Annotated in this window: 20 protein-coding genes and 1 tRNA gene; 12 read left to right on the plus strand and 9 right to left on the minus strand. The window is 68.0% G+C overall.

Annotated elements, in window-relative coordinates; all coding sequences use genetic code 11:
* Positions 1-3 precede the first annotated feature (3 nt).
* Genes glgC through SY26_RS11845 form a run of 5 tightly spaced genes read left to right on the plus strand, consistent with a single transcriptional unit; the run spans position 4 to position 9,052 of the window.
* Positions 4-1,263 carry a glucose-1-phosphate adenylyltransferase gene (gene glgC, locus SY26_RS11825; RefSeq protein ID WP_046000655.1) on the plus strand — a complete coding sequence of 420 codons (1,260 nt, stop codon included), beginning with the start codon at positions 4-6 and terminating at the stop codon, positions 1,261-1,263.
* The gene (glgA, locus tag SY26_RS11830) at positions 1,263-2,687 is read left to right on the plus strand and encodes a glycogen synthase GlgA (protein WP_084693820.1); all 1,425 of its coding nucleotides are present in this window, start codon (positions 1,263-1,265) and stop codon (positions 2,685-2,687) included. The genes glgC and glgA overlap by 1 nt, the downstream gene beginning before the upstream one ends.
* Positions 2,684-4,768 (plus strand): glycogen debranching protein GlgX, encoded by a 2,085-nt coding sequence (gene glgX, locus SY26_RS11835; RefSeq protein WP_046000657.1) that lies wholly within the window; start codon positions 2,684-2,686, stop codon positions 4,766-4,768. Before glgA ends, glgX begins: the two co-directional genes overlap by 4 nt.
* Entirely contained in the window at positions 4,765-6,639 is a 1,875-nt protein-coding gene (locus SY26_RS11840) for an amylosucrase (protein WP_046000658.1), read from the plus strand. Before glgX ends, SY26_RS11840 begins: the two co-directional genes overlap by 4 nt.
* A complete protein-coding gene (locus SY26_RS11845) occupies positions 6,617-9,052 on the plus strand; it encodes a glycogen/starch/alpha-glucan phosphorylase (protein WP_046000659.1) in 2,436 nt (811 codons plus the stop codon). The genes SY26_RS11840 and SY26_RS11845 overlap by 23 nt, the downstream gene beginning before the upstream one ends.
* A 36-nt stretch (positions 9,053-9,088) precedes the next feature.
* Here SY26_RS11845 and SY26_RS11850 read toward each other — a convergent pair whose 3' ends face one another.
* Together SY26_RS11850 and SY26_RS11855 are read right to left on the minus strand one after the other, a co-directional pair.
* On the minus strand, positions 9,089-10,444 hold the full coding sequence (locus SY26_RS11850; protein ID WP_045981559.1) for an NCS1 family transporter: 1,356 nt from the start codon (positions 10,442-10,444) through the stop codon (positions 9,089-9,091).
* Between the two features lie 33 nt (positions 10,445-10,477).
* Entirely contained in the window at positions 10,478-11,176 is a 699-nt protein-coding gene (locus SY26_RS11855) for an aspartate/glutamate racemase family protein (protein ID WP_045981558.1), read from the minus strand.
* A 130-nt stretch (positions 11,177-11,306) separates the two neighbouring features.
* Between SY26_RS11855 and SY26_RS11860 the strand changes: the two genes are divergently transcribed.
* Complete coding sequence (locus SY26_RS11860; protein ID WP_046000660.1) at positions 11,307-11,981, plus strand: GntR family transcriptional regulator; 675 nt, start codon at positions 11,307-11,309, stop codon at positions 11,979-11,981.
* On the opposite strand, the gene SY26_RS11865 is transcribed toward SY26_RS11860, so the two are convergent.
* The 7 genes from SY26_RS11865 to SY26_RS11895 all read right to left on the minus strand — a co-directional run bounded on the left by SY26_RS11865 (position 11,978) and on the right by SY26_RS11895 (position 17,906).
* Positions 11,978-12,715, minus strand: a complete 738-nt coding sequence (locus SY26_RS11865) for an ABC transporter permease (RefSeq protein ID WP_046000661.1) — start codon at positions 12,713-12,715, stop codon at positions 11,978-11,980. The two genes, SY26_RS11860 and SY26_RS11865, sit on opposite strands and share 4 nt — an antisense overlap.
* Entirely contained in the window at positions 12,712-13,647 is a 936-nt protein-coding gene (locus SY26_RS11870) for an ABC transporter ATP-binding protein (protein ID WP_046000662.1), read from the minus strand. Before SY26_RS11870 ends, SY26_RS11865 begins: the two co-directional genes overlap by 4 nt.
* The gene (locus SY26_RS11875; protein ID WP_046000663.1) at positions 13,644-14,783 is read right to left on the minus strand and encodes an ABC transporter permease; all 1,140 of its coding nucleotides are present in this window, start codon (positions 14,781-14,783) and stop codon (positions 13,644-13,646) included. Before SY26_RS11875 ends, SY26_RS11870 begins: the two co-directional genes overlap by 4 nt.
* Positions 14,783-15,688, minus strand: a complete 906-nt coding sequence (locus SY26_RS11880) for an ABC transporter substrate-binding protein (protein ID WP_046000664.1) — start codon at positions 15,686-15,688, stop codon at positions 14,783-14,785. The genes SY26_RS11875 and SY26_RS11880 overlap by 1 nt, the downstream gene beginning before the upstream one ends.
* A 185-nt stretch (positions 15,689-15,873) precedes the next feature.
* Positions 15,874-16,458: a DUF1190 domain-containing protein gene (locus tag SY26_RS11885; RefSeq protein ID WP_045981552.1), complete on the minus strand. Its 585-nt coding sequence runs from the start codon at positions 16,456-16,458 to the stop codon at positions 15,874-15,876.
* Between the two features lie 19 nt (positions 16,459-16,477).
* Positions 16,478-17,704, minus strand: a complete 1,227-nt coding sequence (locus SY26_RS11890; protein ID WP_046000665.1) for a glutathionylspermidine synthase family protein — start codon at positions 17,702-17,704, stop codon at positions 16,478-16,480.
* A 126-nt stretch (positions 17,705-17,830) separates the two neighbouring features.
* Positions 17,831-17,906, minus strand: a tRNA-Lys gene (locus SY26_RS11895).
* A 95-nt stretch (positions 17,907-18,001) separates the two neighbouring features.
* Between SY26_RS11895 and dapF the strand changes: the two genes are divergently transcribed.
* The 6 genes from dapF (at position 18,002) to dxs (ending at position 24,164) form a co-directional block, all read left to right on the plus strand.
* The gene (gene dapF / locus SY26_RS11900; protein WP_046000666.1) at positions 18,002-18,829 is read left to right on the plus strand and encodes a diaminopimelate epimerase; all 828 of its coding nucleotides are present in this window, start codon (positions 18,002-18,004) and stop codon (positions 18,827-18,829) included.
* Positions 18,826-20,079 (plus strand): tRNA (N(6)-L-threonylcarbamoyladenosine(37)-C(2))-methylthiotransferase MtaB, encoded by a 1,254-nt coding sequence (gene mtaB / locus SY26_RS11905; protein WP_046000667.1) that lies wholly within the window; start codon positions 18,826-18,828, stop codon positions 20,077-20,079. Before dapF ends, mtaB begins: the two co-directional genes overlap by 4 nt.
* A 122-nt stretch (positions 20,080-20,201) precedes the next feature.
* Complete coding sequence (locus tag SY26_RS11910) at positions 20,202-21,113, plus strand: histone deacetylase family protein (RefSeq protein ID WP_046000668.1); 912 nt, start codon at positions 20,202-20,204, stop codon at positions 21,111-21,113.
* The gene (locus SY26_RS11915) at positions 21,113-21,349 is read left to right on the plus strand and encodes an exodeoxyribonuclease VII small subunit (RefSeq protein WP_046000669.1); all 237 of its coding nucleotides are present in this window, start codon (positions 21,113-21,115) and stop codon (positions 21,347-21,349) included. The genes SY26_RS11910 and SY26_RS11915 overlap by 1 nt, the downstream gene beginning before the upstream one ends.
* Positions 21,349-22,212, plus strand: coding sequence for a polyprenyl synthetase family protein (locus SY26_RS11920; RefSeq protein ID WP_046000670.1), 864 nt, complete (start codon positions 21,349-21,351; stop codon positions 22,210-22,212). The genes SY26_RS11915 and SY26_RS11920 overlap by 1 nt, the downstream gene beginning before the upstream one ends.
* Before the next feature lie 26 nt (positions 22,213-22,238).
* Complete coding sequence (dxs, locus tag SY26_RS11925) at positions 22,239-24,164, plus strand: 1-deoxy-D-xylulose-5-phosphate synthase (RefSeq protein ID WP_046000671.1); 1,926 nt, start codon at positions 22,239-22,241, stop codon at positions 24,162-24,164.
* Positions 24,165-24,186 lie beyond the last annotated feature (22 nt).

The following is a 24,186-nucleotide window of genomic DNA, read 5'->3' on the forward strand; positions in this document are numbered from 1 at the left end:
ACCATGGTGGAAACGCAACGGCTGACGCGCCGGGCGATGGCATTCGTGCTGGCGGGGGGCCGGGGCAGTCGCCTGACGGAGCTGACCGACCGGCGCGTCAAGCCCGCCGTCTATTTCGGCGGCAAGACCCGCATCATCGACTTTGCCCTGTCGAACGCGATGAACTCCGGCATCCGCAAGATCGCCATCGCCACACAGTACAAGGCCCACAGCCTGATCCGGCATTGCCAGCGCGGCTGGAACTTCTTCCGGGCCGAACGCAACGAGTTCCTGGACATCCTGCCCGCCAGCCAGCGCACGTCCGAGGACCATTGGTACCGCGGCACGGCCGATGCGGTTACCCAGAACATCGACATCGTGGACGATTACGACGTCGATTACATCGTCATCCTGGCGGGCGACCACATCTACAAGATGGACTACGAGATCATGCTGCGCGAGCATGTCGAAAGCGGCGCGGACGTCACCGTGGGCTGCCTGACCGTGCCCCGGATGGAGGCCACGGCCTTTGGCGTGATGGACGTGGACGCCACGGGCCGGATCGTGTCCTTCCTGGAGAAGCCCGCCGATCCGCCCGCCATGCCGGGCGAGCCGGACAAGGCGCTGGCGTCGATGGGCATCTATGTCTTCAACTGGGCCTTCCTGCGCGACCTGCTGCTGCGCGATGCGCAGGACCCCAATTCCAGCCATGATTTCGGCACCGACCTGATCCCCGACATCGTCAAGAACGGCAAGGCGATGGCGCATCGGTTCGACACGTCCTGCGTGCGCGAGGCGCATGCGCCGGCCTATTGGAAGGACGTGGGCACGGTCGACGCCTTCTGGCAGGCCAACATCGCCCTGACCGACTTTACCCCGGACCTGAACCTGTGGGACCGCGACTGGCCAATCTGGACCTATTCCGAAAGCGTGCCGCCCGCCAAGTTCATCCATGACGAAACGGACCGCCGCGGCCTTGCCGTGTCATCGATGGTGTCCGGGGGCTGCATCATCTCGGGGACCGAGGTGCGCAATTCGCTGCTGTTCACCGAGGTGCACACGAACAGCTATGCGGTCCTGGATCACGCGGTGGTGCTGCCCTACGTGACGGTGAACCGCCATGCCCGGCTGCGCAACGTCGTCATCGACAGCCGCGTGGTCATCCCCGAGGGCCTGATCGTCGGAGAGGACCCCGAAGCCGATGCCCGCTGGTTCCGCGTCAGCGAGGGCGGCGTGACCCTGATCACCCAGGACATGCTGGACCGGCGGGCGGCATCCCTGTGATGCGGGTGCTGTCGGTCGCCTCCGAGATCGCCCCCCTGGTCAAGACCGGGGGGCTTGCCGACGTCACGGGCGCGCTGCCCGCCGCCCTGGCGGGCGTGGGCGTCCACATGCGCAGCCTGGTCCCCGGCTATCCGGCGGTGATGGCCGCGCTGCAGGAAGCCGAGGCCGTTCATGCCTTCGACGACCTGTTCGGCGGGCCCGCGGTCCTGCTGCAGGGGCGGGGCGCGGGGCTGGACCTGCTGGTGATCGACGCACCCCATCTGTATGGCCGTCCCGGCAACCCCTATCTGGGCCCCGACGGGCGCGACTGGCCGGATAACCCGGAACGCTTTGCCGCGCTGTCCTGGGTGGGCGCGCATGTCGCGGCCCATGGCGCGGCCGGATGGGGCCCCCAGGTGCTGCACGGTCACGACTGGCAGGCGGGTTTCATGACCGAATACCTGCCGCGCATGGGCGGGGCCGATGTGCGGACGGTGCTGACCATCCACAACATCGCCTTTACCGGGTCGACCGATCCGGGGCGGCTGCATTCGCTGCGCCTGGACCCCGCGCGGTTCTACAGCGAGGGGTACGAGTTCTGGGGCGGCATCTCGGCGCTGAAGGCCGGGCTGATGGGCGCAGACGCGCTGACGACCGTGTCGCCCAGCTATGCGGATGAATTGATGACGCCCGAATTCGGCATGGGGCTGGACGGGGTCATGCGCCACCGGCAGGCAGCCCTGACCGGCATCCTGAACGGCATTGACGAACAGGCCTGGGACCCTGCGACCGACCCGGCCATCGTTCCTTTCGCCGACCCGGCGGGCAAGGCCGCCGCCAAGGCCGCGTTGCAGGCGGAGCTGGGCCTGCCGCAGGCGGAGGGGCCGCTTTGCGTGATCGTGTCGCGGATGACCCATCAGAAAGGACTGGACCTGGTGCTGGAGACGCTGCCCGCGCTGATGGCGGCGGGCGGGCAGCTGGCGGTCCTGGGGTCGGGCGATCCGGGCCTGGAACAGGCGTTCCGGCAGGCGGCGGCGGATCCAAACGTGGCCGTGCGCATCGGTTATGACGAGGCGTTCTCTCATCGGCTGATCGCAGGGGGGGACGCGATCCTGGTGCCGTCGCGGTTCGAACCCTGCGGGCTGACGCAGATGTACGGACTGCGCTATGGCACCATCCCGGTCGTCGCGCTGACCGGCGGGCTGGCCGACACGGTCATCAACGCCTCGCCCGCGGGGCTGGCGCGCGGCGTGGCCACGGGCATCCAGTTCGCGCCCGTCACGGCGGTGGCGCTGCGCGGGGCGCTGATGCGGCTGGCGACCCTCTACGCGGACCGGGACACTTGGTCCCGGATGCAGGCCAACGCCATGGCCCATCCCGTCGGGTGGGGGCAGTCGGCCCGTGCCTATGCCGATCTCTATGCAAGGCTGACCCATCCGTCATGATCCAGACCATCGCGATGACCGCAGGGCGCCCCACGCCCCTGGGTGCGACCTTCGACGGCGCGGGGGTGAACTTTGCGGTGTTTTCTCAGCATGCCGAACGCGCCGTGCTGTGCCTGTTCGACGAACGCAACCGAGAGACGCGGGTCGATCTGCCCGAACGCGAGGGCCATGTCTGGCACGGCCATGTCGAGGAGCTGCGCCCAGGCCAGAAATACGGCTTTCGGATGCACGGCCCCTATCGCCCCCACGAAGGGCATCGCTTCAACGCGCGCAAGCTGTTGATCGACCCCTATGCCAAGCGGCTGACGGGACGGCCCGCCGCGCATGACGCGTTGATGGGATACCGGGTCGGGCATCACGATGCCGACCTGTCCTTCGACCGCCGCGACAGCGCGCAGCACATGCCGAAGTCGGTGGTCGTGGACCCCAGCTTCGCCTGGGGCGACGACCGTGCCCTGCACCGGCCCCTGTCGGAAACGGTGATCTATGAGGCGCATGTCAAGGGACTGACCGCGGGGCGCACCGATATCGGGCATCGCGGCAGCTATCTGGCGATGGCGTCCGAACCCGTGCTGGATCACCTGACGCGGCTTGGCGTCACCGCGATCGAGCTGCTGCCCGTCCATGCCTTTGCCGACGACCGCTTTCTGACCGACAGGAAGCTGACGAATTTCTGGGGCTACATGTCCTATGGGTTCTTCGCGCCGGAACCGCGCTACATGCAGACGGGCGACATCGCCGAATTCCAGCAGATGGTCGCACGGTTCCACAAGGCCGGGATCGAGGTGATCCTGGACGTCGTCTACAACCACACCGCCGAAGGGAACGAACTGGGCCCGACCCTGTCGTTCCGCGGGCTGGACAACGCGTCCTATTACCGCCTGGCAGAGGATCGGCGGTTCTATGTCAACGATGCGGGCACCGGCAACGTGCTGAACCTGGACAGCCCCTTCACGCTGCGGCTGGTCATGGATTCGCTGCGATACTGGGTCGAGGTGATGCATGTGGACGGGTTCCGCTTTGACCTGGCATCCGTGCTGGGGCGCACGCGCGGCGTGTTCGACCGCGACGCGCCGCTGTTCCGCGCCATCCGCCAGGACCCGGTCCTCAACCGCGTCAAGCTGATCGCGGAACCTTGGGACATCGGGCCGGGCGGATACCAGCTGGGCGCATATCCGGTGCCCTTCGCGGAATGGAACGACCGCTATCGCGACCAGATCCGCGGGTTCTGGCGGGGCGATCCCGGCCTGATCGGCAAGCTGGCCAAGCGCGTGGCGGGATCGGCCGCGCGGTTCGACCATGACGGTCGCCCCGCGACCAGTTCGGTGAATTTCGTGGCCGCCCACGACGGCTTCACGCTGATGGACACGGTCAGCTTCAACGACAAGCACAACGAGGCCAACGGCGAGGAGAACCGCGACGGCCACAACCACAACCTGTCCGACAACATGGGCGCCGAAGGCCCGACCGACGATCCCGCGATCACCGCCGCGCGCGACCGCCGCCGCCGCAACCTGATCGCCACGCTGATGCTGTCCCAAGGCACGCCCATGCTGCTGGCCGGCGACGAGCTGGGAAACAGCCAGGGCGGCAACAACAACGCCTATGCCCAGGACAACCCGACGGGGTGGGTCGATTGGGACGGCGCGGACCCGGCCTTCCTTGACTTCGTGCGACGCGTCATCGCGTTCCGGCGCGCGCATCCGATTTTGCGGCAGAAGCGGTTCCTGCACAGCCAGCCGCGCGAACAGGACGGGCTGCCCGACCTGTTCTGGCGCCGGGCCGATGGCGCGCCGATGACGCCCGACGACTGGAACGACCCCGACCGCCGCCTGCTGGCGGCCGAGATGCGCATGGCATCCGGCACGCCCGCCTATGCGGCCCTGCCGGGAGCAGTCTTCCTGGTCTTCAACAACGGCCCCGAGGCGCAGGTCCGCCTGCCCGACGCGCCCGAGGGCCGCTGGCGCCGCCGCCTGGACAGCGCGCGGGACGACGACCCGGACCTGTCTGCCCAGGACCTTGAACCCATCGCCGCCGACAGCGTCGCGGCCTTCGTGCTGATCACCCCGAGCGTATCATGACCCAAGCCCCCTCGATCTTCGACATGCGCCTCGCGCGCAGCGCGCCCGACCTGTGGCCCATGCTGGAACGCCTGTACGGCGATCGCCCCGACTACGACGCCTTCTGCGCCGAGCTGGAGGCCGCGCTGCGCGAGGGCTGGGCCGTGCGTCCCGCCGACCTGAAGCGCCTGGACCTGACGCGCGACCTGGAGCCCGACTGGTTCCAGCGGTCTGGCATGGCGGGCTATGTCTTCTACATCGACCGCTTTGCGGGGACGCTGTCCGGCGTGCATGGCCGGCTGGATTACCTGCGCGATCTGGGCATCAGCTATGTCCACCTGATGCCCTGCCTGATGCCGCGCCCGGGCGACAGCGACGGCGGTTATTCGGTGATGGACTATCGCCAGATCAACCCGGCCTTCGGGCGCATGGCCGACCTGACGCGGCTGGCGGGCAGCCTGCGCGAACGGGGCATGTCGCTGTGTGTCGATCTGGTGCTGAACCACACCGCGCAGGAACACGAATGGGCGCGGCGCGCGGCGGCGGGTGATCCGGAATACCAGGACATGTACCTGATGTTCGACGACGACACGCTGCCCCGCGCCTATGAGGCGTCGCTGATCGAGATCTTTCCCGAGACCGCGCCGGGCAGCTTCACCCATCACCCCGAATTCGGCAAATGGGTCTGGACCACGTTCAACGCCCATCAATGGGACCTGAACTGGGCCAATCCGCGGGTGTTCCTGGAGATTGTGCGGATCATGCTGAACCTGACCAACAAGGGGGTCGATGTTCTGCGCCTGGACGCGGTGGCCTTCATGTGGAAGCGCATGGGCACCACCTGCCAGTCCCAGCCCGAAGTCCACCTGATCCTGCGCGCCTTGCGCGCCTGCACCCGGATCGCGGCCAGTGCGGTGATCCACCTGGAGGAGGCCATCGTCGGCCCGGCCGAGATGCTGACCTATTTCGGGCGCGGCGAACATGACGGGCGCGAGGGGAACCTCTGCTATCACAACAGCCTGATGGTCCAGTACTGGTCGGCCCTGGCCACGCGCGACACGCGGCTGATGACGCATGTGCTGCGCACGCATTTCCCGCCCGTGCTGACGAACGCGACTTATGCAACGTACATCCGCTGTCACGACGACATCGGATGGGCGATCACCGATGAAGACGCGGGCGCCCTAGGCCTGTCGGGGGCGGCGCATCGCGCCTTCCTGTCGGATTTCTATGACGGCAGCTATCCGGGCAGCTTCGCCCGCGGCGTGCTGTTCCAGGAGAACCCCGAGACCGGCGACAAGCGCATCGCCGGCAGCTTTGCCGCGTTGGCTGGGCTGGAGGCCGGTCTGGCCGCGGGCGATCCGCTGGTGGTCGACCGGGCCGTGGACCGGATCCTGCTGGGCCATGCGCTGATCGCGTCCTTTGGCGGCATCCCCCTGATCTACATGGGGGACGAACTCGCGATGGTGAACGACCACGGCTATCTGGACGTGCCCGAGCATGCGCATGACAGCCGCTGGATCAACCGCCCCGCCATGGACTGGGACCGCGCCGCCCGCGCAAGCGCCGACCCGGACACGCCCGAGGGGCGCGTTCTGCACGGCACCCGCGCCATCCTGGCCGCGCGCCGGTCCTGCGACCGCCTGCATGGCGGGCATCCGACCGAAATTCTGGACTGCGGCAACGCCGCGCTGCTGGCATTCGCACGCCGCGCGCCCCAAGGCGGCATTCTGTGTCTTTTCAACTTCACGGAAAGCTGGCAACAGGTCAGCGGCGACTGGTTGCGCTTTCAAGGCGTGACGGACATGCGCGACATTCTGTCGGACGCGACGGTGACGCTGCATGACGACATGCTGGCATTGCCACCCTATGGCCGCGTCTGGTTGTCCTGATTTTTCCCTGCGCAAGAGGCGGAATGTGACCCAATCCCTGTCGGCACAGGATCTGCGCGATCAGATCCTGCATCACCTGACCCACACCCAGGGCCGCGGCCCGGAATTCGCAACCGTTTTCGATTGGCGCCTTGCCGTCAGCTATACGGTGCGCGACCTGATGGTCGGCCCCTGGGTCGGCGCCATCCGTGCCGCCCGCGACCAGGGCGCCAAGCGGGTCTATTACCTGTCGATGGAATTCCTGATCGGCCGCATCCTGGGCGATGCGATCATCAACCTGAACCTGGAGCCCGCCATGGGCGAGGCGCTGACCCTGCTGGGTCTGGACGAGCAGGTGATCCTGGACGACGAACCCGACGCGGCACTGGGCAACGGCGGGTTGGGGCGTCTGGCGGCGTGTTTCATGGAATCGCTGTCGTCGCTGTCCTGCCCGGCCTTCGGCTATGGCATCCGCTATGAGCACGGCCTGTTCCGCCAGCGCTTCGAGGGCGGCCAGCAGGTCGAGACCCCCGAGGATTGGCTGAACCAGCCGCATCCGTGGGAATTCGTGCGCATCAACTACAGCTACGAGATCGGGTTCAAGGGTCATGTCGACATGGTCGAAGGCCATGCCGTCTGGCATCCGGGCGAAAGCGTCGTGGCGCGTGCCTATGACACGCCGGTCATCGGCTGGGGCGGGGACTGGGCCAACACGCTGCGGCTGTGGGGGGCGCATCCGACGACGCTGCTGGACCTCAAGCGGTTCAACGCGGGCGATCACACGGCCGCGGCCGAACCCGAGGCGCTGGCCCGCACGCTGTCGCGCGTTCTTTATCCCGACGACACCACGGAATCGGGCAAGGAATTGCGCCTGAAGCAGGAATATTTCCTGACCTCGGCCGCGTTGCAGGACATCCTGGCGCGGTTCCTGGCCGAACATGGCGACCTGGAGATCCTGCCGGACAAGGTCGCGATCCAGCTGAACGACACCCACCCCGCCATCGCCGGGCCCGAGCTGATCCGCCTGCTGATGGACGTGCACGGCTTGGCCTTCGACCGCGCGCAGGACCTGGCGCGGCGGACGCTGAACTATACCAACCACACCCTGCTGCCCGAGGCGCTGGAGCGGTGGTCCACCTGGTTGATGGGCCGCGTGCTGCCCCGGCACATGCAGATCATCCAGATGATCGACGAGGATCATCGCAAGACTACCAATCGCCCTGCGCATATCGGCATCGTGCATGGCGACCAGGTCCACATGGGAGAGCTGGCCTTCATCATGGCGGGCCGCGTGAACGGCGTGTCCGCGCTGCACACCGATCTGGTCAAGGACACGGTCTTTGCCGACCTGCACAAGCTGCATCCCGACCGGATCGTGAACCAGACCAACGGCGTGACGCCGCGCCGCTGGCTGCGCATGTCGAACCCGGCGCTGACGCGGCTTCTGGACGACACCATCGGCACCGGCTGGACCAAGGACCTGGACCAGCTGGCGGGACTTGAGACCCATGCCGGCGACGCGATCTTCCTGGAACATCTGCGGGGCGCAAAGCGCGCCAACAAGGTTGCCCTGTCCGACGGGTTGCTGGCAGGGCTGGGCGTCAAGGCCGACCCGGACGCGATCTTCGACGTCCAGATCAAGCGCATCCACGAATACAAGCGCCAGCTGCTGAACGTGCTGGAGGCGATCGCCCTCTGGAAGCGGATCCATGACAGCCCGAACGGCGACTGGACGCCCCGCGTCAAGATCTTCGGCGGAAAGGCGGCGCCGGGATACTGGCTGGCGAAGTCGGTGATCCACCTGATCAACGACGTGGCCGCCAAGATCAACAACGACCCGGTCACGGCAAAATACCTGCAGATCGCCTATCCGCCGAACTACAACGTCTCGATGGCCGAAGACCTGATCCCCGCCGCCGATCTGTCTGAACAGATCAGCACTGCGGGCAAGGAGGCGTCCGGCACCGGCAACATGAAGTTCACCATGAACGGCGCGCTGACCATCGGCACGCTGGACGGTGCCAACGTCGAGATCCGCGAGCATGTGGGCCCCGAGAACTTCTTCCTGTTCGGCCTGACCGCCGAGGAGGCAGCGGCCGAAAAGGCCCGCCCCGGCCATGCCCGCGCCGCGATCGAGGCGTCCGAGGACATGAAGATCGCCCTGCAGCTGATCGCCGAAGGTCAGTTCGGCCGGGCCGACAGCTATTACACGCTGCTGGACCGGACCTGGAACGACGACCCGTTCCTGGTCGCGTCCGATTTCGACAGCTATTTCGCGACGCAGCGGGCGGTGGATCGGGCCTATGCCGACCATGCGGCCTGGGACCGGATGGCGGCCCTGAACATCGCGCGGTCGGGGTTCTTCTCGTCCGACCGGACGATCCGGGGATACATGCGCAACATCTGGCACGCGGTGCCGGTCGTGCCCGCATGATGCGAAAGGCCCCCGTCACCGGGGGCCTTTTTCCTGTCAGGCGCGGAAGCGCTGTGCCGATGGCAGGTACTGCATCAGCAGCCAATAGGTGACCCCCGCCGGGATCAGGCTGGCATACCAGCTGATGCCCGAAAAGATCAGCGCGACGATTACGCCCACCACGGTCGCGATGACCGCCGCCGGGTTCCAGCCGCGATAGGGGCCGTCGGCATCGTAATGGTGGTCAAGGTTCAGGGTCTGGCGGCGGATCACGTAATAGTCGACCACCAGGATCGCGAAGATCGGCCCCAGGAAGGCGCTGTAGGTCTGGATGAACAGGCCCAGCCCCGCCGCGGATTCGTCGCGCACCAGCAGCCAGGGGAAGGTCGCGAAGGCCAGTAGGCCAACGATGACGGCAGCCGATTTGAACGACAGCTTGAACACGTCCATCATCGCATAGGCGGGCGGCACCACGTTGTTCAGGATGTTGGTCGTCACCTGCGCGAAGGCGATGAACAACAGCGTCACCACCAGCAGGATCGGGTTGTCCACCGCGCTGGAGAAGACCTTGATCGGGTCGACCTCTCCGGTGGCCGAGGACACCATCAGGCCGATCATCCCCATGAACAGCGTCGCGGGCAGGATCGAGTTGGCATAGATCACCACCTGCCGCACCGATCCCACGCGGTGCTGCAATTCGCGCGAATAGTCCGACACGTTCAGCATCATCGTGGAATAGACGCCCAGGAACAGCATCGTGGCCCCCCAGAACGGCGCGCCCCAGGTGCCTTCGGCCTGGATCAGGTTGGTGCTGATCTGGTCGCCGTACTGCCCGATCACGCTGAAGAACATGTAGATCAGCGCGCCGATGATGAACACGGCGCCGATGTTCTCCAGCCACTTGATGCCGTGGAAACCCAGCACCGACAGGGCGATCTGCAGGAACTGGAAGCCTATGAAGAACACCCAGATGTTGGAGTAGCCGAACATCGTTTCGGAGACCAGGTTCAGGGCGCCGGCGCCGATCCAGCTTTGAAAGCCGTACCAGACGATCGCCGGGACCGATCGCACCAGCGCGGGCAGCCGCGTCCCGGCAAAGCCGAAGGACGACCGGGCCTGCACCATGAAGGGGATGCCGTACTTGTGGCCCGCGCGCCCGTTGATCATCAGCGCAAGGCCGATGACCGTGCAGCCGATGGCGATGGCCACGACGGTCTGGATCAGGTTCAGCGTGCCCACCAGCCCCGATCCGACGGTGAAGGTGCCGATGCTGACGCAGCCGCCCAGCCAGGCGAACAGGTAGGACCAGGGGTCCATAATGCGGGTGGTCTGCGGGGCAAGGCTCTCCTCGCCCGGTCTCTTGTCGTCCAGGGCATGTGGGGCGTGATCGGCGATCGTTCCGGTATGGGTCATGGGGATACTCCCTGTATGGAGATGGCGGATTTCTTATTTTTGGATCGGGTGCGCATAGGCCCCGATCTTGGAGGTCAGCAGCCCGGCGCCGACCAGCGCCTCGGCGAACTTGGTGGCGACGGTCACGCCGTCGATGACGGGAATCCCCGTCTCGTGGCTCAGCCATTCGGTCAGGTCGGACATGCCGGCGCATCCCAGAACGACGGCTTCGCAGCGGTCCTCCTCGATGGCGCGCAGGATTTCGGCACGAACCAGCTGCCGTGCATTCGATCCGGGCTCTTCCAGGGCCAGCACCGGAATTTCCGCCGACCGGACGCGACGGCACTGGTGGTCAAGGCCGTACTTGCGCACCAATTCCTCGATCACCGGGACGGAGCGGGGCAGGGTGGTGACGATGGAGAACGACGTGGCGATCATGCTGGCGGCCTTGATGCCCGCCTCGCAGATGCCCAGCACGGGGCCGGTCGCGACCTCGCGGCAGGCGCCGATGGCGGGATCGTCGAAACAGGCGACCACGATGGCGTCGGCGCCCTCGGCCTGGGCCTGCTGCACCTCGCGCAGCAGGTGGGCGGCGGACATCACCTCGTCGAAATGGCCCTCGATGCTGGCGGGGGCGCCATGGGCGGTGCGGCCCTCGACATCGGTGCCGGGGGCGGCCACCGCGCGGGCCGATGCCAGGATCTTGTCGGTCATCGATGCGGTGGAGTTGGGGTTGATCACGACCAGCTTCATTGGCGTCTCCGTGTTCCTGAGTCGCCCTATTGTTACCACGAATTGTTAACAATCTATAATCATATTTTTCTGCCGTCTTTCCGGGCGGAACAATGTTGCGAAGGCCCAAGGAAGGTGCAAATTGGAAACCATGGACAAGCCCTTGGAAACACTGATCGTGGACAGCATCCTGGACGCCATCGCCGATCAGCGGCTGCGCGCGGGGACCAAGCTGGGCGAACAGGCGCTGTCGGATATCTTTGCCTGCAACCGCGCCCATGTGCGGCGTGCGCTGTCGATGCTGACCGGCTGGCAGGTCGTGGATCACCTGCCCAATCGCGGCGCCTATGTCGCGACGCCCACCCCGCAGGATGCGCGCGACGTCTTTCAGGCCCGCCGTGCGATCGAGACGACGATCTGCCGCAATGCCGTCCGGCTGGCCGACGCGCAGGACCTGACCGACCTGCAGGCGCATCTGGCGGCCGAGGATGCGGCCCGCGGGCAGGACAACCGCCCCGCCGCCATCCGCCTGTCGCGCGGGTTTCACATCCTGTTGGCGCGGATCGGGCGCAACCCGGTGCTGACCCGCTATCTGGACGAGCTGACGATGCGGTCGTCGCTGATCATCGGCCTGTACGCCCAAGGCCACGCCACGCTGTGCGCCGAGGATGAGCATGCAAACATCGTCGCGGCCATCGCCGCGCGGGACGAGCGGCGGGCCCTGTCCCTGCTGGACACGCACCTGCGCCATATCGAGGCGGGGATCCGGTTCGACGACGCGTTGCCTGTGACGGGCGCGCTGTCGGCGGCGTTGCGGGGGCGCTAGCGGTCCAGGCCGGTGCGGCGGGCGGCGATCCGTTCCAGCGCCTGAAAGCCTTCGTGGATCAGCACCGCGATGATGCCGACGACCAGCCCGCCTTGCAGGACGAAGGCCGTGTTCGACGACAGCAGGCCCGCGATGATCACCTCGCCCAGGGTGCGGGCCGCGACGGTCGAGCCGATCGTGGCCGTGCCAAGCGAGATCACCGCCGTCAGCCGCATTCCCCCCAGGATCACCGGCAGGGCCAACGGCAGGTCGACCTGCCACAGCCGCTGGCGATGGGTCAGGCCCATGCCGCGCGCGGCCTCGGCCACGTTGGCGGGCTGCGTGGTCAGGCCTGCCAGGGTGTTCTCGAACACCGGCAGCAGGCCGTAGAGGAACAGCGCCACCAGGGTCGGCCCGGCGCCGAACCCCATGATCGGCACGGCCAGTGCCAGCACCGCCACGGGCGGAAAGGTCTGGCCCACGCTGGTGATCGTGCGCGCCAGTGGCAGGAACTCGCGACCCGCGGGCCGCGTCACCAGCACCGCCAGCACCAGCGCCACCACGGTCGAGGCGATGACCGCCAGCCCGACCAGCGCCAGATGCGACAGGGTCAGCGACCAGAGCGGGGTCTGGGTATAGATCGCGGGCGCGTTGTTGCGGGTGAAGGGTTGAAAGACCGGCGCGAACCAGCCCGGCGCGATCAGGAACGCCAGCAGCAGAACCGCGGCCAGGGCCAACAGGATGCGTCCGATCATTCCGCCGCCCGCGCCTGCGGGGCGGCCTGGGCGCGCAGGGCGGCCAAGGTGATGACGCCGCCGCCTTCGACCGGCAGGGCGTCGCGCCCGCTCCACAGGCATTCGGCCAGCGCGTCGCGCAGGGTCGCCTCGCGTGGCAGGGCGGGGCCGTCGGCCTGGCCCTCGCGCGCCAGGGCATGGGCCGGGGTCAGCGACAGCAGGTGGAAGGGTCGCTGATCCAGCCCGATCAGGTCGCGGACGAAGGGCGTGGCGGGGGCGGTCAGAATCTCGGACGGGGGGGCGTATTGGACCAGGCGGCCCTTGTCCATGACGGCGATGCGGTCGCCCAGGGTCACCGCCTCCTCCATGTCGTGGGTGACCAGGATCAGCGTGGTGCCAAGACGGCGCTGGATGTCGCGCAGGTCGGCCTGCGCCTTGGCGCGGATCACCGGGTCAAGGGCGCCAAAGGGCTCATCCATCAGCAGCAGGTCGGGCTTCGCCGCCAGCGCACGGGCCACGCCCACGCGCTGCTGCTGGCCGCCGGACAGCTCATGGGGCATGCGGTCGCGGAACTGGTCGGGCGCCATCTGGAACAGGGTCAGCAGCTCGTCCACCCGGTCGCGGATTGCGGTTTGGTCCCAGCCCAGCAGGCGCGGGACGGTGGCGATGTTCTGGCCCACGGTGCGATGCGGGAACAGCCCATGGCCCTGGATCGCATAGCCGATGCGGCGGCGCAGCAGATGGGGCGCGACCTCGCGCGTGTCCTGCCCGTCGATCAGCACGCGACCGCTGCTGGGTTCGACAAGGCGGTTGATCATGCGCAACAGCGTCGTCTTGCCCGACCCCGAGGTGCCGACCAACGCCGCGATCTGGCCGGGTTCGACCGTCAGGCTGACATCGTCGACCGCGGCGCGGCCATCATAGATGCGGGTCAGGTTCTGGATGTCGATCATGCGGACCTCCGGCTGGAACGCACCAGCAGATCAAGAGCGATGCCGGCGGTCAGCGCCAGCGCGATGGTGGGCAGGGCGCCCAGCAGGACCAGATCCATCGCGGTCTGGTTCAGGCCCTGAAAGACGAAGGTACCGAAGCCGCCGCCGCCGATCAGCCCGGCAATGACCGCCAGCCCGATATTCTGGACCAGCACGATCCGCACCGCCGCCAGCAGCACTGGCAGCGCCAGCGGGATCAGCACCTGCACCAGCAGCTGCGTCCGCGTCAGGCCCAGGCCGATCGCGGCCTCGCGCGTGGCGGGGTTCACGCCGGTCAGCCCGGTCAGCGTGTTCGACACGACCGGCAGCAGCGAATAGAGAAACAGCGCGACCAGCGCCGGGAACAGGCCGATGCCCGCCACCCCCGCCTGCGCGGCGCCGGGCACATTAGCCGCGATCCAGCTGAAGACCGGGATCATCACGCCGAACAGCGCCAGCGACGGGATCGTCTGCAGGATATTCAGCACTGACAGAACCGGCCCCCTGAGGCGCCGCGCTTGGTACAGCGCCACTCCAAGCGGCAACCCGATCAGCAGTGCCAGCGCCAGCGACCCGAAGGCCAGCGTCAGATGCGCCCGCGCCTCGCGCAGGAAGATGTCCTGACGGGCGGCGTATTCGCGCATGACGGACACCCCGTCCAGTGCGCCCGACCCCAGGATCGCGCCGATGGCAACGACCGCCCCTGCCAGGATCAGCCAGCGTAGCCACAGCGCCGGGTTCATCCGCGCCAGCGCATCGGCCAGCATCAGGGCGAAGGCCAGTGCCATCAGCCAGAACCCGACCGATGGCGCGACGCGGGCCAGGGTGTTGTCCGGCGGGGTCAGATGCGTCGCCGCCGCGCCCAAGGCCAGCAGCACCGCCAGCAGCGCCGCCGCACCGGCCCCAAGGCGCAGCACGGGCGGCCAGCGAAGGCAGCCCGCAACCAGCACCGCGGCCAAGGCCACGGTCAGGATCAGTCCCTGGGGCAGGGCGGCGGTCAGGGACAACCCCTCGCCCAGCACGATGCGGTTCGGCTTGAACTGCACCAGCGGCAGGGCCAGCCCGGCCAGACCGATCACCGCAAACAGCAGGCCGGGCCGGTCCAGCCGCGCGCGCATCAGTCCAGAAAGCCCGCTTGGGTCAGGTGATCGCGCGCGACGGTGGCGGCGGGTTCGCCGCCGATCTGGATGCGGCCGTTCAGCTCCTGCAGGGTTTCAAGGTCCAGCGACGCGAAGATCGGCGCCAGGATATCGGGGATTTCCGGATGCGCCTCAAGAACCTCGGCACGGATGATCGGAGCGGGCTGATAGACGGGCTGCACGCCCTTGTCGTCCTCCATCACCACCAAACCGGCGGGTGCGATGCCGCCATCGGTGCCATAGACCATCGCCGCGTTCACGCCCGAGGTCTGCTGCGCCGCCGCCGCGATGGTCGCGGCCGTGTCGCCGCCCGACAGCTGCACAAGCTGGTCGGGGCTCATGGTGAAGCCGTAGGTTTCCTGAAACGCCGGAAGCGCAGCGGCCGAGGTCACGAATTCGGTCGATGCCGCCAGCTTGACGTCGCCGCCCCCCGCGATCCATTCGCCCATCTGGGTCATGGTCTGCAGGTCGTTTTCGGTCGCGATGTCCTGGCGCAGCGCGATGGCCCAGGTGTTGTTCGCGGGCGAGGGTTGCAGCCACACGATGCCGTTCTGTTCCAGGTCCAGCTCGGCGACGCGCTTGTAGCCGGCTTCGGCATCCTTCCAGACATCGCTGTCGGCCTCGTTGAAGAAGAACGCGCCATTGGCGGTGTATTCCGGATAGATGTCGATCTGACCCGAGGTGATCGCGTCGCGCATGATCGGCGTGCCGCCCAGCTGCAGGCGATCCTGCACCGGCAGGCCCGCGTCCTGCAGCGCCAGCAGGATCATGTTGCCCAGAAGTCCACCTTCGGTGTCGATCTTGGAGGACACGGTGATGTCCTGGGCACCGGCGGCGCCGCCAAGGCCGATCAGCAGCGCGGCAAGGGGGGTAAGGGCTTTCATGCGGATCTCCTGTCGCGCGGACGGCATTGTTGGGCTCGACAATGCAAATGCCCGCGCGGCGATTTGGTTCCGGCATGGATGGGTACGATCCTGTCGTCCCGCCGATGGCGATCCGGCCGACCTGGGCTGACCCGTGCCGCACCGGATGCCGGTGGTCCGGCGGTCACGGACGCGCCGGCCCGGCCTCAGCCGCCGATGCTGCGCCCCGCGCTGGACCCGCCGAACCCGCCACGCGACGCGGCCGTGGCCCGCGTCATCGGCGCCTGTCCGGCAGTCGTCGCAGGCCGCGTGAAGTTCTGCGACGACATCGACGCACGCCCGGCATTGCTGCCGAAATTGGTGGTGCCGGCGGCGTTGGTGAAGCCGCCCTGCGCATTGCGGTACATCGGCTGCGAGGCCGCCATCCCGCCGCCCGCGCGGCCCAGCATGCTGCCGATCAGATAGCCCGCCAGCAGCGGCATGAAGATGCTGCCCGACCCGCCCTGCGACACCTGCTGATCCTCGGACCCGCAATTGCCAGCACCATGCTGCTCCTCGCAGACGGCCAGGCTGTCATAGCGGGGCGCGGCCTCGACATGCAGGGCCTCGGCCTCGGCAAAGGCCTGGCTGCACTGATCGGCCGTCACCAGGCCGCCGTTCACCGCCGCCGCCTGGCAGCTGGCAAGATCCGGAAAGGCCTGCGCCTCGACCTGTTCGTCCCGGCAGCCCGCGACGGTGAAGGCGGCCGCCCCCAGAATGGTCAGGGCGACGGTCCGTGAACGTGTCCTCATGGAAATCCTCCTTGGCGGGTCAGCCCGCGATGAAATGCGGCTTGAAGCGCGACAGGTCCTGGGTGATGCGGGCGCGATCCTCTCGGATGCCGATGCCGGCGCAGGCATCGCCCACGATCCAGGCACCGATGACCGGGCGGAAACCCTCGAATTCGGGCAGGGGGTGATAGGCCTGCACGATCCGCGCATGCCCGTCGTAATCGTGGTTGTCCGACGCTTCGGTGACCGCGCCGTTCTCGACGATGACGACGCCCGCGCCTTCGCGCGAGAAGATCGGCTTGACCACATGGGCGGCGCGGAACTGGTCGGCCACGCGCCCGAAGGCCTGGGCCACGGACGGGTCGGGCTGGCCGTTCTCGACCAGGGCGGGGGCCACGTCGTTGGCGAAGAAGGCGGGCAGCAGGTTCGGGTGACCCTCGAACATCTCCCACAGGACGGGCAGCAGACCCTTGTTCGACACGACGGCCTTCCACGCGGGCTCAAGGAACATGCAGCCCGATCCCGCGATATGGCGGGCATAGTCGTCGGCCAGCAGGTCCTCCCACGGATACAGCTTGAACAGCGTGCCGATCACCCGATCCTCGGCGTCCAAAAACTGGCCCTTCTTGCTGACGGCCAGCTTGTCCAGGTCGGTGTAATGCGCCCCCATCCCGGCCTCGCGCGCGGCCCAGGCCATCGATTCGACCGTGGCGTAATCCTCGGCATTGTTCGCGACGGCGGTGAAGTGGATGTCGGTGTTCGGCGCGAACAGCTCGCGGAACCGCTCGACCAGCGCCTCATGGATGCCGTTGAACTGGTCGGCCCCCGTGGGCAGGTGTCCCGCCGCCAACTGATCCTCCAGCCACTGCCACTGGAAGGCCGCCGATTCATACAGCGAGGTCGGCGTGTCGGCGTTGTATTCCAGCAGCCTGGCCGGACCGGCGCCGTCATAGACCAGATCCATCCGCCCATAGATCGCGGGCTCGGACCGCGCCCAGCTGTCGGCGATCAGCGCGTGATGCGCCTGCGGGATGCCCAGACGCGTCATCAGCGCGGGGTCGGCCACGATGCGGTCGACCGCCTGACGCACCATCGCGTGCAGTTCGGTCGCGGGGCCTTCCAGGTCGTCTTCGATCTGGGCCAGCGTGAACTGATAGGCGGTGGTTTCGTCCCAATAGGGCTCGCCATGCATATGGGCGAAGGTGAAGCCGACATCGGCGGCCTTGGCGGCCAGGTCGGGGCGTTCGGGAAGGGTGATCTTGCGCATGCCCAAGATGTAGTCGCTGCGCGCCGCGAGGACCAGAGCCCCGGATGTCGCGCGCGGGTGAAATCCCCGGCATCCGCCACGGCGATCGCCGCGGGCGGCCGGTGGTCTGCAGATCGGAGGATACAGTGGTGAGCCCAACAGGATTCGAACCTGTGACCCACTGATTAAAAGTCAGTTGCTCTACCAACTGAGCTATGGGCCCATCACGAGGCGGTTCCTAGGGGGGGTGGCCGGTGGCGTCAAGCAGAAAAATCAACCCATCTGGCGGAATCCGTCCGTGCGGCCTATATCGCGGCCATGACGCATTCTCATTCGACCGGGCTGCCCTTCCTCAAGATGCACGGGCTGGGCAACGACTTCGTGGTACTGGATCTGCGCGGCGGGTTGGCCCGGCCGGACGCGGGCCTTGTCGCGCGCATCGCGGACCGCCATCGCGGCGTGGGCTTCGACCAGCTGGCCGCGGTCGAGGATTGCGGTGACGCGGATGCGCGGCTGGTGTTCTGGAACGCGGACGGGTCGCTGTCGTCGGCCTGCGGCAATGCGACGCGCTGCATCGCGCGCTGGCTGATGGATCAGACGGGGGCAGCGTCGCTGCGCCTGCGGACCGATCACGGCATGCTGCTGGCCGAGGACGCGGGCGGCGGGCTGACCCGTGTGAACATGGGGCCGCCGGTCCTGGACTGGCGCGCGATCCCCTTGGCGCGGGACGTGGACATCGATCATCTGCCCATCGCGGGTGATCCGGTGGCGACCGGCATGGGCAATCCGCATGTGACCTTCTTCGTGGATGACGCCGATGCCGTCGATCTGGACCGTTTCGGGCCGGAGCATGAGCATCACCCTCTCTATCCCGAACGCACCAATGTGGAGGTCGTGCAGGTCCTGTCGCGCGACGCGATCCGGCTGCGCATCTGGGAACGCGGGACGGGGCCGACGCTGGCATCCGGGTCGTGTTCCTGTGCGGCGGTGGTGGCCGCGGCGCGGCGCGGTCTGACGGATCGGCGCGTGACGGTGCATGTGCCGGGCGGGCAGCTGTTGATCGACTGGCGCGAGGATGGCGTCTGGATGGAGGGGCCGACCGCCATCGTCTTCGAGGGGCGCCTGACGCCCGCGTGGCTGGCATGAGCGCGCCGGTCTTTTCCACCTTGGGCTGCCGCCTGAACGCCTATGAGACCGAGGCCATGCGCGAGATGGCCGAGGCCGCGGGCCTGTCCGGCGCGGTCGTGGTCAACACCTGTGCCGTGACCGCCGAGGCCGTCCGCAAGGCCCGCCAGGAGATCCGCCGCCTGTCGCGCGAGAACCCCGGCGTGCCGGTCATCGTCACCGGCTGCGCCGCCCAGACCGAGCCCGAGACCTTTGCCGCCATGCCCGAGGTCACCAAGGTCATTGGCAACCATGAGAAGATGCAGCCCGCCACCTGGACCGCGATGCGCGCCCCCGACCTGATCGGCGACACCGAAAAGGTCGTCGTGGACGACATCATGTCGGTGCGGGAAACCGCGGGCCACCTGATCGACGGATTCGGGCGGCACCGGGCCTATGTGCAGGTCCAGAACGGCTGCGATCACCGCTGCACCTTCTGCATCATCCCCTTTGGCCGCGGCAATTCGCGGTCGGTGCCCGCAGGTGTGGTGGTCGAGCAGATCAAGCGTCTGGTCGGGCGCGGTTTCAACGAGGTCGTGCTGACCGGGGTGGACCTGACCAGCTGGGGCGCAGACCTGCCGGGCACGCCGCGGCTTGGCGATCTGGTCATGCGCATCCTGCGGCTGGTGCCGGACCTGCCGCGCCTGCGCATCAGCTCGATCGATTCGATCGAGGCGGACGAGAACCTGATGCTGGCCATCGCGACCGAACCGCGCCTGATGCCGCATCTGCACCTGTCGCTGCAGGCCGGCGACGACATGATCCTGAAGCGGATGAAGCGCCGCCACCTGCGCGACGATGCCATCGCCTTCTGCGAGGAGGCGCGGCGGCTGCGTCCCGACATGGTCTTCGGCGCCGACATCATCGCCGGCTTTCCGACCGAGACCGAGGCGATGTTCAACAATTCGCTGAAGCTGGTTCAGGATTGCGGTCTGACCTTCCTGCATGTGTTCCCCTATTCGGCGCGCAAGGGCACGCCCGCGGCGCGCATGCCCGCCGTGCCCGGTCCCGCGATCCGGGACCGGGCCGCGCGGCTGCGCGCGGCGGGCGATGCGGCCTTGCGCACGCATCTGGAGGCGCAGGTCGGGGTTGCGCACCGGGTGCTGACCGAGGGGCCGCGCCTTGGCCGGACCGAACAGTTCACCGAGGTTGCCTTTGACAGCGACCAGCCCGAAGGGGCGCTGATGACCCTGACCATCGCGGGGCATGACGGGCAACGGCTGACGGTCTGACTGGAGGCGAATGGGGGCGCTGCCCCCGCCCTGCGGGCTCCCCCGGGGTATTTCCGCAACGGAGAAATGGCGGGTTGCCGGGATGCGCGGGGGCTTCTAGCCTGCCCCTTCGGAGGAGATGAATGACCGTGATCCTGTATTCCCATGACAGCGCCCGCCGCCACGTGACGCCCGATGGCCACCCCGAGCAGGCGGCCCGACATGATGCCGTGATGGCCGCGCTGGAGGGGCTGGCTCTGGACCGGCGAGAGGCGCCCGTGGCGGAGGATGTCGAGGTGCTGCGCTGTCATCCCGCCCGCTATCTACAGGGCCTGCGCGATGCGGTGCCGCAGGCGGGGACCCGCCAGATCGACGCGGACACGCATCTGTCGCCCGGCAGCCTGGAGCCCGCGCTGCGTGCCGTGGGCGGGGCCTGTGCGGCGGTGGACGCTGTTCTTGCCGGAGAGGCGCGACGGGCCTTCGTCGCCCTGCGCCCGCCGGGGCACCATGCCGAGGCCGAGGTCTCGATGGGGTTCTGCCTGTTCGGCACGGTGGCGATCGCGGCGAAACGCGCGCTGGATCGTCACGGGCTGGAGCGGGTGGCAGTCCTGGATTTCGACGTGCATCACGGCAACGGCACGCAGGCCCTGCTGTGGGACGAGGCGCGGGTGCTGTTCGTCAGCAGCCAGCAGTTTCCCCTGTGGCCGGGCACCGGGGCCGCGTCCGAGCGTGGCGCGCATGGGCAGGTGGTGAACCTGCCGCTGCCGCCCGGATCGGACGGGGCGCTGGCTTTGTCGGAATGGCAGGGCGCGCTGGACCGGATGCGGGAGTTTTCGCCGCAGCTGGTGCTGATTTCCGCCGGCTTTGATGCGCATCGCGACGATCCGCTGGCGCAGCTGGAATGGGACGACGACGACTATGCCGCCCTGACACGCGCGATCCTGGACGCGGCGGGCAAGGCCCCGGTGGTATCCTGCCTGGAAGGTGGTTATGACCTTCGGGCCTTGGGTCGCAGCGTGCGGGCCCATGTCGATGTGCTGATGGAGGCCGACTGATGAGCGATATCACCACCCTCTCGTTCGAGGAGGCCATGCGCGAGCTGGAGGCCACGGTCGGCAAGCTGGAGACCGGAGAGGCGACGCTGGAGGAATCGATCGCGCTGTACGAACGCGGCGCCGCCCTGCGCGCGCATTGCGAGGCCCGCCTGCGCGAAGCCGAGGAGCGGGTCGAGAAGATCACCCTGGGCGCCAACGGCCAGCCTGCCGGCACCACCCCCGTCGAGGGCCTGTGATGCAGGACCGCCTTGCGCGTGTCCGCACCGAGGTTCAGGCCGAGCTGGATCGCGCCATCACGGCGCTGCCGCCCGGCGATCTGCGCGATGCGATGGCCTATGCGGTCAACGGCGGCAAGCGCCTGCGCGCCTTTCTGGTGATGGAATCGGCGCGCCTGCATGGGGTGTCCGACGATGCCGCCCTGCCGGTCGCGGCGGCGGTCGAGGCGCTGCACGCCTATAGCCTGGTCCATGACGACCTGCCGGCGATGGACGACGACGACCTGCGGCGCGGTCAGCCGACCGTGCATGTCAAATGGAGCGATGCGACCGCGATTCTGGCGGGCGACGCGCTGCAGACGCTGGCGTTTCAGCTGTTGACCGATCCGCGCATCGGCGCGCCCGAAGCGCAGGTGCGGCTGGTGTCCGCGTTGGCGCAGGCATCGGGGGCGGCGGGCATGGTCTGGGGGCAGGCGTTGGACATCGCCGCCGAAACCACGGGCACGCCGCTGGATCTGGACGCGATCACTGAATTGCAGGGTGGCAAGACCGGCGCGCTGATCCGTTTTGCCGCGACCGCAGGGCCGCTGATCGCGGGCGACGATCCCGCGGCGCTGGACCGCTATGCGGTGGCCCTGGGCCTGGCCTTCCAGATCGCCGACGACATCCTGGACGTGACCGGCGACGAGGCCGTGACCGGCAAGCGCGTCGGCAAGGATGCCGGGGCCGGCAAGGCGACCTTCGTGTCGCTGCTGGGCCTGGACGGCGCACAGGCCGAGGCGCGGCGTCGTGTCGCCATGGGAACCGATGCGCTGTCGCACTATGGTGATGCCGCCGGGAACTTGCACGATCTCGCGCGTTTCGTTATCGAGCGCGACACTTGAACGCCCGCCCCGGAGGAGGGCCAGCCATGACCGATCGACCCAAGACGCCGATTCTGGACCGCGTTAGCCTGCCGTCGGATCTGAAGACCCTGACCGACGCGCAACTGCGCCAGCTTGCCGACGAGCTGCGGGCCGAGACCATCAGCGCCGTCAGCGTGACCGGCGGCCATCTGGGCGCGGGCCTGGGCGTGGTCGAACTGACCGTGGCCCTGCACGCTGTCTTCGATACGCCGCGCGACAAGCTGATCTGGGACGTGGGGCATCAGTGCTATCCGCACAAGATCCTGACCGGGCGGCGCGACCGCATCCGCACGCTTCGCATGGGCGGGGGCCTTGCGGGCTTCACCAAGCGCGCGGAAAGCCCCTATGACCCGTTCGGGGCGGGGCATTCGTCGACCTCGATCAGCGCGGCCCTGGGTTTCGCGATGGCGCGGGAACTGGGCGGCGACCCGGGCGATGCGATCGCGGTCATCGGCGACGGCGCCATGAGCGCAGGCATGGCTTATGAGGCGCTGAACAACGCGGGCCATGAGGGCAAGCGCCTGTTCGTGGTGCTGAACGACAACGAGATGTCCATTGCGCCCCCGGTCGGCGCCATGTCCTCCTATCTGACGCGCCTTTACGCGGGCGGGCCGTTCCAGGAGCTGAAGGCAGTGGCCAAGGGCGCCGTCGGCATGCTGCCGGACGCCCTGCAGGAGGGCGCGCGCCGCGCCAAGGAGATGCTGAAGGGCATGGCCGTGGGCGGCACCCTGTTCGAGGAGCTGGGCTTTTCCTATATCGGGCCGGTCGACGGTCACGACATGGAACAGCTGCTGCCCCTGCTGCGCACCGTGCGGGCGCGGGCGGACGGCCCGGTCCTGATCCACGTCGTGACCAAGAAGGGCAAGGGTTACGCCCCGGCCGAGGCGGCCGCGGACAAGGGCCATGCCACTGCCAAGTTCGACGTGATCACCGGCGTGCAGGCCAAGGCGAAATCGAATGCACCCAGCTATACCGCCGTCTTCGCGCAGGCGCTGATCGATCAGGCGGGCCGCGACGATCGCATCCTGGGGGTGACCGCCGCGATGCCGGACGGGACCGGCCTCAAGCAGTTCGCGCAGCGCTTTCCGCGCCGCTGCTTTGACGTGGGCATCGCTGAACAGCACGCCGTGACCTTTGCCGCCGGTCTGGCCGCGGGGGGCATGAAGCCCTTCGTCGCGATCTATTCGACCTTCCTGCAGCGCGGCTATGACCAGATCGTGCATGACGTCGCGGTCCAGAACCTGCCCGTCCGGTTCGCCGTCGACCGTGCCGGGCTGGTGGGCCAGGACGGTCCGACCCATTCCGGCGCCTATGACACCGCCTTCTTGGCCAATCTGCCCGGATTTGTCGTCATGGCCGCCGCGGACGAGGCCGAACTGGTTCACATGGTCGCCACGGCCGCCGCACATGACAGCGGCCCCATCGCCTTCCGCTTTCCGCGCGGAGAGGGCACCGGGGTCGAGATGCCCGAACGCGGGCAGGTCCTGCCCATCGGCAAGGGCCGCATGGTCGCGGAGGGGAAGGGCGTCGCCATCCTGTCCTTCGGCACGCGCCTGTCCGAGGTGATGACCGCGCGCGAGGCGCTGATGGCGCGGGGCATCACGCCTACGGTCGCCGACGCGCGCTTTGCCAAGCCGCTGGATCGTGACCTGATCCTGGCCCTGGCCCGCGACCACGAGGCGCTGATCACCATCGAGGAGGGCGCCGTCGGCGGTTTCGGCAGCCATGTCGCCCATCTGCTGGCCGAGGAGGGCGCCTTCGACAAGGGGCTGCGCTTCCGGTCGATGGTCCTGCCGGATGCGTTCGTCGACCACGACGCGCCGCGGGCGATGTATGACAGCAGCTGCCTGAACGCCCAGCATATCGAGGACAAGGTCCTTTCCGTGATGGGCGTCCAGTCGTTGGCCGCGCGGCGCACCGACCGCGCCTGATACCTTTCGGCTGATCCCCTGA

The organism is Paracoccus sp. 228 (assembly GCF_000967825.1).
In the GTDB taxonomy this organism is placed as follows: domain Bacteria; phylum Pseudomonadota; class Alphaproteobacteria; order Rhodobacterales; family Rhodobacteraceae; genus Paracoccus; species Paracoccus marcusii.

Excerpts from the sequence above, each read along its gene's own strand:
- glgC (WP_046000655.1), top strand. The coding sequence starts at position 4 with ATGGTGGAAACGCAACGGCTGACGCGCCGGGCGATGGCATTCGTGCTG.
- glgA (WP_084693820.1), top strand. The coding sequence starts at position 1,263 with ATGCGGGTGCTGTCGGTCGCCTCCGAGATCGCCCCCCTGGTCAAGACC.
- glgX (WP_046000657.1), top strand. The coding sequence starts at position 2,684 with ATGATCCAGACCATCGCGATGACCGCAGGGCGCCCCACGCCCCTGGGT.
- SY26_RS11840 (WP_046000658.1), top strand. The coding sequence starts at position 4,765 with ATGACCCAAGCCCCCTCGATCTTCGACATGCGCCTCGCGCGCAGCGCG.
- SY26_RS11845 (WP_046000659.1), top strand. The coding sequence starts at position 6,617 with ATGGCCGCGTCTGGTTGTCCTGATTTTTCCCTGCGCAAGAGGCGGAAT.
- SY26_RS11850 (WP_045981559.1), bottom strand. The coding sequence starts at position 10,444 with ATGACCCATACCGGAACGATCGCCGATCACGCCCCACATGCCCTGGAC.
- SY26_RS11855 (WP_045981558.1), bottom strand. The coding sequence starts at position 11,176 with ATGAAGCTGGTCGTGATCAACCCCAACTCCACCGCATCGATGACCGAC.
- SY26_RS11860 (WP_046000660.1), top strand. The coding sequence starts at position 11,307 with ATGGACAAGCCCTTGGAAACACTGATCGTGGACAGCATCCTGGACGCC.
- SY26_RS11865 (WP_046000661.1), bottom strand. The coding sequence starts at position 12,715 with ATGATCGGACGCATCCTGTTGGCCCTGGCCGCGGTTCTGCTGCTGGCG.
- SY26_RS11870 (WP_046000662.1), bottom strand. The coding sequence starts at position 13,647 with ATGATCGACATCCAGAACCTGACCCGCATCTATGATGGCCGCGCCGCG.
- SY26_RS11875 (WP_046000663.1), bottom strand. The coding sequence starts at position 14,783 with ATGCGCGCGCGGCTGGACCGGCCCGGCCTGCTGTTTGCGGTGATCGGT.
- SY26_RS11880 (WP_046000664.1), bottom strand. The coding sequence starts at position 15,688 with ATGAAAGCCCTTACCCCCCTTGCCGCGCTGCTGATCGGCCTTGGCGGC.
- SY26_RS11885 (WP_045981552.1), bottom strand. The coding sequence starts at position 16,458 with ATGAGGACACGTTCACGGACCGTCGCCCTGACCATTCTGGGGGCGGCC.
- SY26_RS11890 (WP_046000665.1), bottom strand. The coding sequence starts at position 17,704 with ATGCGCAAGATCACCCTTCCCGAACGCCCCGACCTGGCCGCCAAGGCC.
- dapF (WP_046000666.1), top strand. The coding sequence starts at position 18,002 with ATGACGCATTCTCATTCGACCGGGCTGCCCTTCCTCAAGATGCACGGG.
- mtaB (WP_046000667.1), top strand. The coding sequence starts at position 18,826 with ATGAGCGCGCCGGTCTTTTCCACCTTGGGCTGCCGCCTGAACGCCTAT.
- SY26_RS11910 (WP_046000668.1), top strand. The coding sequence starts at position 20,202 with ATGACCGTGATCCTGTATTCCCATGACAGCGCCCGCCGCCACGTGACG.
- SY26_RS11915 (WP_046000669.1), top strand. The coding sequence starts at position 21,113 with ATGAGCGATATCACCACCCTCTCGTTCGAGGAGGCCATGCGCGAGCTG.
- SY26_RS11920 (WP_046000670.1), top strand. The coding sequence starts at position 21,349 with ATGCAGGACCGCCTTGCGCGTGTCCGCACCGAGGTTCAGGCCGAGCTG.
- dxs (WP_046000671.1), top strand. The coding sequence starts at position 22,239 with ATGACCGATCGACCCAAGACGCCGATTCTGGACCGCGTTAGCCTGCCG.